This window comes from Streptomyces sp. RP5T (assembly GCF_003933965.1).
Classification (GTDB): domain Bacteria; phylum Actinomycetota; class Actinomycetes; order Streptomycetales; family Streptomycetaceae; genus Streptomyces.
Window position 1 is genome coordinate 1 of record NZ_RSAJ01000473.1, and the last position, 6,514, is coordinate 6,514.

General features: G+C 71.7%; 5 protein-coding genes and 1 pseudogene. 3 read left to right on the top strand and 3 right to left on the bottom strand.

Translation table 11 applies throughout. The features are described 5' to 3' along the window. Both EHS43_RS33760 and EHS43_RS33765 read right to left on the bottom strand, forming a co-directional pair. Positions 1 to 1,831, bottom strand: a 1,831-nt coding sequence (locus EHS43_RS33760) for an ABC transporter permease (RefSeq protein WP_260470827.1), incomplete at its 3' end; no start/stop codon positions are given. Next, positions 1,831 to 2,307 (bottom strand): hypothetical protein, encoded by a 477-nt coding sequence (locus tag EHS43_RS33765; protein ID WP_125194459.1) that lies wholly within the window; start codon positions 2,305 to 2,307, stop codon positions 1,831 to 1,833. The genes EHS43_RS33765 and EHS43_RS33760, both read right to left, overlap by 1 nt. A gap of 111 nt (positions 2,308 to 2,418) precedes the next feature. On the opposite strand from EHS43_RS33765, the gene EHS43_RS33770 reads away from it, so the two are divergent. Further along, complete coding sequence (locus EHS43_RS33770; protein WP_125194462.1) at positions 2,419 to 2,979, top strand: hypothetical protein; 561 nt, start codon at positions 2,419 to 2,421, stop codon at positions 2,977 to 2,979. Continuing rightward, positions 2,948 to 4,240: an ABC transporter substrate-binding protein gene (locus EHS43_RS33775; protein WP_125194460.1), complete on the top strand. Its 1,293-nt coding sequence runs from the start codon at positions 2,948 to 2,950 to the stop codon at positions 4,238 to 4,240. The genes EHS43_RS33770 and EHS43_RS33775 overlap by 32 nt, the downstream gene beginning before the upstream one ends. A 123-nt stretch (positions 4,241 to 4,363) precedes the next feature. Here EHS43_RS33775 and ctaD read toward each other — a convergent pair whose 3' ends face one another. Continuing rightward, positions 4,364 to 6,067 (bottom strand): cytochrome c oxidase subunit I, encoded by a 1,704-nt coding sequence (gene ctaD / locus EHS43_RS33780; protein ID WP_125194461.1) that lies wholly within the window; start codon positions 6,065 to 6,067, stop codon positions 4,364 to 4,366. Between the two features lie 365 nt (positions 6,068 to 6,432). Here ctaD and EHS43_RS48280 point away from each other — a divergent pair. Further along, positions 6,433 to 6,514 (top strand): annotated as a pseudogene (locus EHS43_RS48280) (proteinase inhibitor I78); the annotation flags it as partial.

The following is a 6,514-nucleotide window of genomic DNA, read 5'->3' on the forward strand; positions in this document are numbered from 1 at the left end:
GTCTTGCCTCTGCTCCCAAGGGGGTGAGGACCGCCGTGCCGGTCGGCCTCAGCCGTCCCGTCACCGCCCGCACCGCCTCGTACGGCCCCCCGGGGAAGCGGCCCACCAGCACCGCCAGGACCCCGATCAGCGCCGCCGCCACCCCTCCCCGCGCCCTCGCGTCCAGGCCGACCAGCAGCGCCGCCGCTCCCAGGGCACCCAGGGTGCTGTCGGCGCCCAGGACGACCACCGCGGCGAACCAGAGGAGGCTCCGGACGGGGTCGTAGGCGGCGGGGTCGAAGGCGCGCAGGCCCATGCCGAGCATGCCGCCGCCCAGGGCGGCCAGCGCCGCGCCCGCCACGAAGGCGAGGAGCTTCAGGGCGGGAACCCGCACGCCCGCCGCCGACGCTCCGGACTCGTGGTCACGCAGAGCGGCCAGGGCACGGCCCGTACGGCCTCCGCGCAGCGCGCGGGTCGCCAGCAGGGCGAGTGCGAGCAGGACCAACTCCAGCGCGTAGTACGCGCGGTCGCCGTCGAAGCCCTCGGGGCGGCCCAGGGACAGGCCGGAGGCGGCGTACGGCTGGGTGAGGACGAAACGGCTCACGCCGACACCGACCGCGAAGGTCGCGAGGGCCAGCGCGAGACCCCGGCGGCTGATCGCGGGCCAGCCCGTCAGCAGGCCCAGGGGAGCCACCAGGAGCACCGCCAGCGCCAGCGCGGCCGCCTCCGGGACGCGGGGCAGCCCCGGGAAGCGGCCCGCCGCCAGCAGAGCGGTGAACAGGGCGCCCAGACCCGCGTAGGCCGCCTGGCCGAGGGAGATCTGGCCGCCCCGGCCCGTCACGACCACCAGGGAGAGCAGCACCACGCCCAGCGCCGGAACTTGCACGGATGTGTGCAGGTCCGGGCCCGCGAAGCCCAGGGGGAGCAGGAACAGCACCACCGCGACGATCCACGCGCCCGGAGGCACGCGCGCGGTGGCCGTGCGCGGGAGCGCGTCCCGGGTGCCGACACGGGGAAGAGCCAGGGCCGCGACGAGGAGGGCCACGACGAAGAGGTTCGCCCCCACCGCCTGGAGCAGCGGCTCGAGCCGGCCCGACGGGTGCAGCCGCGTCAGCTGGCTCTGCCCCACCCCGACGGCCAGCGCCGCCACCACCGCCACCGGCAGACCGCGCATCCGCGCGGCCACCGCGACCGCCACCACCTCCATGACGAGCAGCGGCAGCCCGTACGGGTCCAGGCGGACGTAAGGGGCGAGCAGCACGCCCGTCAGGCCCGCGGTGAACGCCCCGAACGCCCAGCCCGCCGCCGCCACCCGGTCGGCGTCGATCCCGCCGAGCACGGCCAGCCCCCGGTCGTCCACGACGGCCCGCAGCTCCCGTCCGAAGCGGGTCCAGCGGATCACCGCCCCGACGCCGGCCGCCAGGACCAGGACGACCGCCAGCTGCCCCCACGGGTCCGCCGACACCAGCTCCGGGGCGTCGTCCCGGGCGCCCTGGCCCCACAGCAGCGCGGCCCCGCCCACCAGCAGCACGAACACGCCGATGGAGGCCACCAGGGTCTGGGCCGGATCACCGCCCAGGACGGCCAGCGGCCGGAAGACGAAACGCTCCAGCACCACGCCGAGGGCCGGCGCCAGGGCCAGCAGGGTCACAGCAGCCCCGGCCCACAGCGGCCAGCCCCACTCCACCACGCACTGCCGCAGGACGTACGCGCACACCATGGCGATCGCCCCGTGCGCGAAGTTCAGCACGCCGGTCGCGCGGTACGTGACGATCAGGCCGATCCCGGTGAGCGCGGCCGCGCTGCCGACCGACAACCCGGCGAGGGTCAGGTCGTAGGTCAGCGACGACATCAGTCGGTTTCCTCGACCGGCTCGCAGATCGGGCAGGGGCCCAGCTCACCGCTCGCCAGCAGCTTGGCGTCCACCGGGACCGACTCCGCTTTCCCGGCGACCAGCGGGCAGTCCGCGCGGTGCCAGAGCGTGCCGCCGGGCACCATCAGCAGGTCCCGGCTGACGGCCAGGGGCGCGGGGGCCGCCGTCCCCGACTCCTCGGCCCCGGGAGGCTCCGCGGCGACCAGGAGGCCGTACAGCTCCTCCACGCGCGCGGCGGCGAGCGCGCCCCGGCCGTGGGTGAGGAGCACCGCCCCGGCGACGATCAGCGCCGCGCCGGGCACCGTGCAGGAGGCGAGGTAGGGCAGCTGCCGCTCGGCGTAACGCTCGCCCGAGACGCCGTACCAGCCGAGGACGCACAGCACCGCCCCCGCGGCGAGCGCGGCCCAGCCGGCCCACAGGACGGGGTGCACGGTCCGCAGTCGGGCTGTCCGCATCTCCGGCTCCCACATGTCGCATGCCTGTCCATGTAAGCCAATCGCTTGCACTATGCCTTCTTGAAGCTGACCCTGAAAGCACCGGGCGCACGTGGCCCGGACCGACACCCGGTGGTGAGCCAGATGGTTCTCTGGAGCGACCGCACGTGGGGGAACGGCAGCCGGGGGCTGGTGGCGGTGGGCTTCGCCCTCGCCGTGGCCCTCACGGCGTGCAGCGACGACAGCGGCGGCGGCAGCGAGAGCCCGCCGCCGACACCTTCCGTGACGAGGAGCACGCCCTCGGCGGCGCCGTCACCGAGCGGACCCGCCGACGCGGCGGCCGCCCGGCAGGAGGTCAAGGCGAACTGGGAGAAGTTCTTCGACCCGAAGACCTCCACCGAGGACAAACAGGCCGTCCTGGAGAACGGCGACGAGATGGGGCCGGTGCTCCAGGCCTTCAGCGGCGACCAGCGCGGCGGACAGGTGCAGGCAGAGGTCACCAAGGTGGCCTTCACCAAGCCGACCGCGGCCGACGTGACGTACACCCTGATGCTGAACGGTGCCACCGCCCTGCCGGACGCCTCCGGCACGGCGGTCGAGCAGGACGGCACCTGGAAGGTGTCGGTCAACACGCTGTGCGCGCTGGTCCAGTTGAGCGGCAATGCCACGGCGTCGGCGCTGCCGGGCTGCTGAGGCCGTCCTCGCGGTCCTGCTGCTCGCGTCGGCCACGGCGTGCGGCAGCAGGCTGCCGGAGAGCGACTTCGAGCACCGCGAGCGGACGGCCCCCGCGGAGGACCGCGGCCCGATCCGCGTCGGCATCGTCACCAGCGCCACCAGCCCGGTCGGCGGCAGTGCCTTCACCGGCCCGCGCGACGGCGCCAAGGCCTACTTCGAGCGGCTCAACGCGCGCGGCGGCGTCGACGGCCGCCGCGTCGAGGTGCGCGAGTGCGACGACGGCGGCAGCGGGGTCGGCAACAACACCTGTGTGCACCGGCTGATCGACGAGGACAAGGTGGTCGCCCTGGTCGCCACCACCGCCCTCGACTACGCGGGCGCCTCCCGTGTCTCCCACGCGCGCGTGCCCGACATCGGCGGCCAGCCCATCGGCGCCGCCTACGACACCTGGCCGCACCTCTACGGCATCTACGGCAGCCTCGCGCCCCGCGACGGCACGACAGGCTGGGACGGTAAGCAGTACGGGGGCACCGAGGTCTACCGCTACTTCAAGCGCGAGCACGGGGCCCGTACGGCCGCCGTCGTCTCCTACAACCAGGCCGCGTCCGCCGCCTACGCCCGGCTCGTCGAGCAGGGGCTGAAGGCCGAGGGCTACAAGGTCGTCACCGAGCAGGTCGACTTCGCGCTGCCCAACTTCCGTGCCGTGGCGGCCGACCTGAAGGAACAGGGTGCCGACCTGGTCTTCGACGCCGTCGACAGCCATGGCAACGCCCAGCTGTGCGAGGCGATGGACAAGGCCGGCGTCAAGCTCACCGCCAAGGTCACCAACGTGCAGAACTGGACGTCCACCGTCCGGGACGACTACAAGGACGCCCCGCGCTGCCGCAACGCCCTGTGGGCCACCGGCTCCAGCCGCAATTACGAGGACACCGGCAACGCGGCCGTACGGGAGTTCAGGGACGCGACCAACGACCTCAGGACGCACTCCCAGTGGCAGCTGGAGGGCTGGGCGGCCGCGACCTGGTTCACGGACGCGGCGAAGTCCTGTGCGCCGCAAGGCGTCACGCGCGCGTGCGTCGACGCCTTCATGAACCGCAGCCAGGACTACACCGCGCACGGTCTGCTCGTCCCGGTCCGTTTCGAGCGCCTGGCCGACCCGCCGAAGTCCCGCAGGGCCTGCCTCTCGGTGGCCCGCTGGCAGGACGACCGCGGCTGGGTCTCCCAGGGCGACATGAACCACACCTGCTTCGACGTCCCCCAACTGCCGTACCGCCAGTGAGCTGCCGGGCGTCGACCCGGGTGCCCTCGGCGAACGCGCCGACCTCTGCCGGGACGCCGAGCGGCTGCGCTTCCGGTACACCGGGCGCCCGGGTGCCGGAGCCTGCCGGACTCGCCGGGGCGGTCAGGACGGTTGCGGGCCGCCTCGCTCGCTCGCCTGCTCGCTCTTCGGCTCGGGCTGCGGAGCCAGTGCCGCGTACTCCGGATGGTGCAGGTCGAACGCCGGGGACTCGGAGCGGATCCGGGGCAGGGTCGTGAAGTTGTGCCGCGGCGGCGGACAGGAGGTGGCCCACTCCAGGGAGCGGCCGAAGCCCCAGGGGTCGTCGGTCTCCACCTTCACGCCGTACTTGGCGGTCTTCCAGACGTTGTAGAGGAACGGCAGCGTCGAGGCGCCGAGCACGAACGCGCCGATCGTCGAGATGGTGTTCAGTGCCGTGAAGCCGTCCGCCGCGAGGTAGTCGGCGTAGCGGCGGGGCATGCCCTCGGCGCCGAGCCAGTGCTGGACCAGGAACGTGGTGTGGAAGCCGACGAACAGCGTCCAGAACTGGATCTTGCCGAGCCGCTCGTCGAGCATCTTCCCGGTGAACTTCGGCCACCAGAAGTACAGCCCGCCGAAGATCGCGAAGACGACCGTGCCGAACACGACGTAGTGGAAGTGCGCCACCACGAAGTAGGTGTCGGAGACGTGGAAGTCCAGCGGGGGCGAGGCCAGCAGCACCCCGGTCAGACCGCCGAACAGGAAGGTCACCAGGAACCCCGTCGCCCACAGCATCGGCGTCTCGAAGGACAGCGAGCCCTTGATCATGGTCCCGGTCCAGTTGAAGATCTTCACGCCCGTCGGGACGGCGATCAGGAAGCTCATGAAGGAGAAGAACGGCAGCAGCACCGCGCCGGTGACGAACATGTGGTGCGCCCACACCACGATCGACAGACCGGTGATCGACATCGTCGCCGCGACCAGCGTCAGATACCCGAAGATCGGCTTGCGGCTGAAGACCGGGACGATCTCCGTGATGATCCCGAAGAACGGCAGCGCGATGATGTAGACCTCGGGATGCCCGAAGAACCAGAACAGGTGCTGCCACAGCAGCGCCCCGCCGTTGCCCGCCTCGAAGACCTGCGAGCCGAAGCGCCGGTCCGCCTCCAGGACCAGCAGCGCGGCCGCCAGCACCGGGAACGCCAGCAGGATCAGGATCGACGTGAACAGCGTGTTCCAGGTGAAGATCGGCATCCGGAACATGGTCATGCCGGGCGCGCGCATCCCGATGATCGTGGTGATGAAGTTGACCGCGCCGAGGATCGTGCCGAAGCCGGCCAGGGCGAGGCCCATGATCCACAGGTCGGGGCCGACGCCGGGGGAGTGCGCGGTGTTGTTCAGCGGGGCGTAGGCGAACCAGCCGAAGGCGGCCGGACCGGACGGCACGAGCAGCGACCCCATCACGATCAGGCCGCCGAACAGGAAGAACCAGTACGACAGCATGTTCAGCCGGGGGAACGCCACGTCCGGGGCGCCGATCTGCAGCGGCATCAGCTCGTTGGCGAAGCCCGCGAAGCTCGGGGTCGCGAACAGCAGCAGCATCACCGTGCCGTGCATCGTGAAGAGCTGGTTGAACTGCTGGTTGTCCACGATCTGCAGGCCCGGCCGGGCCAGTTCCGCGCGCATCAGCAGCGCCATGACCCCGCCGACCAGGAAGAACACGAACGACGTGATCAGATAGAGGTGACCGATCTTCTTGTGGTCGGTGGTGGTCAGCCAGTCCACGATCAGCCGCCCGTGCCGCTTGGTCCGCACGGGTCGTGCCGTCGCCTGCACGGTCTGCGTCCCCATCGCTCGCCCCTTCGCTCGGCTCACGCCATGATGCTCGCGTCGTCGTGCGCGGCGACAGGGGGCGTAAGGGGGTTCTGTGTCCGAACCGTGTATTTCTTATGCGGTGTCAGCTTGCGCGGCCTGTCCGGAATCGGGGGGGCAAAGGGCCCGGCCACTTCTCGGACAAGCCTTCTCACACGGCATTCGAAGAACTCGTACGACACGCGAGAATTTCGTTCGAATACCCGCGGAAGGGCTAGGGAAACGTCCGTCCGTGTGACGCAGTGCGAGGGAAACGGGTGACGGGCCCCTGTGACAGAAGTGTGACAGGGGGTGGGCGGGATCCGGACTTCCCGCGGCTGCCGGGCAGGGCCTAGCGTGGCCTTATGGCACCCATTCCGACACCGCCCGCCGAACCCCAGGACAGCCCGGACACCTATGTCGGCCTCGACTCAGACTCCGCCGAGC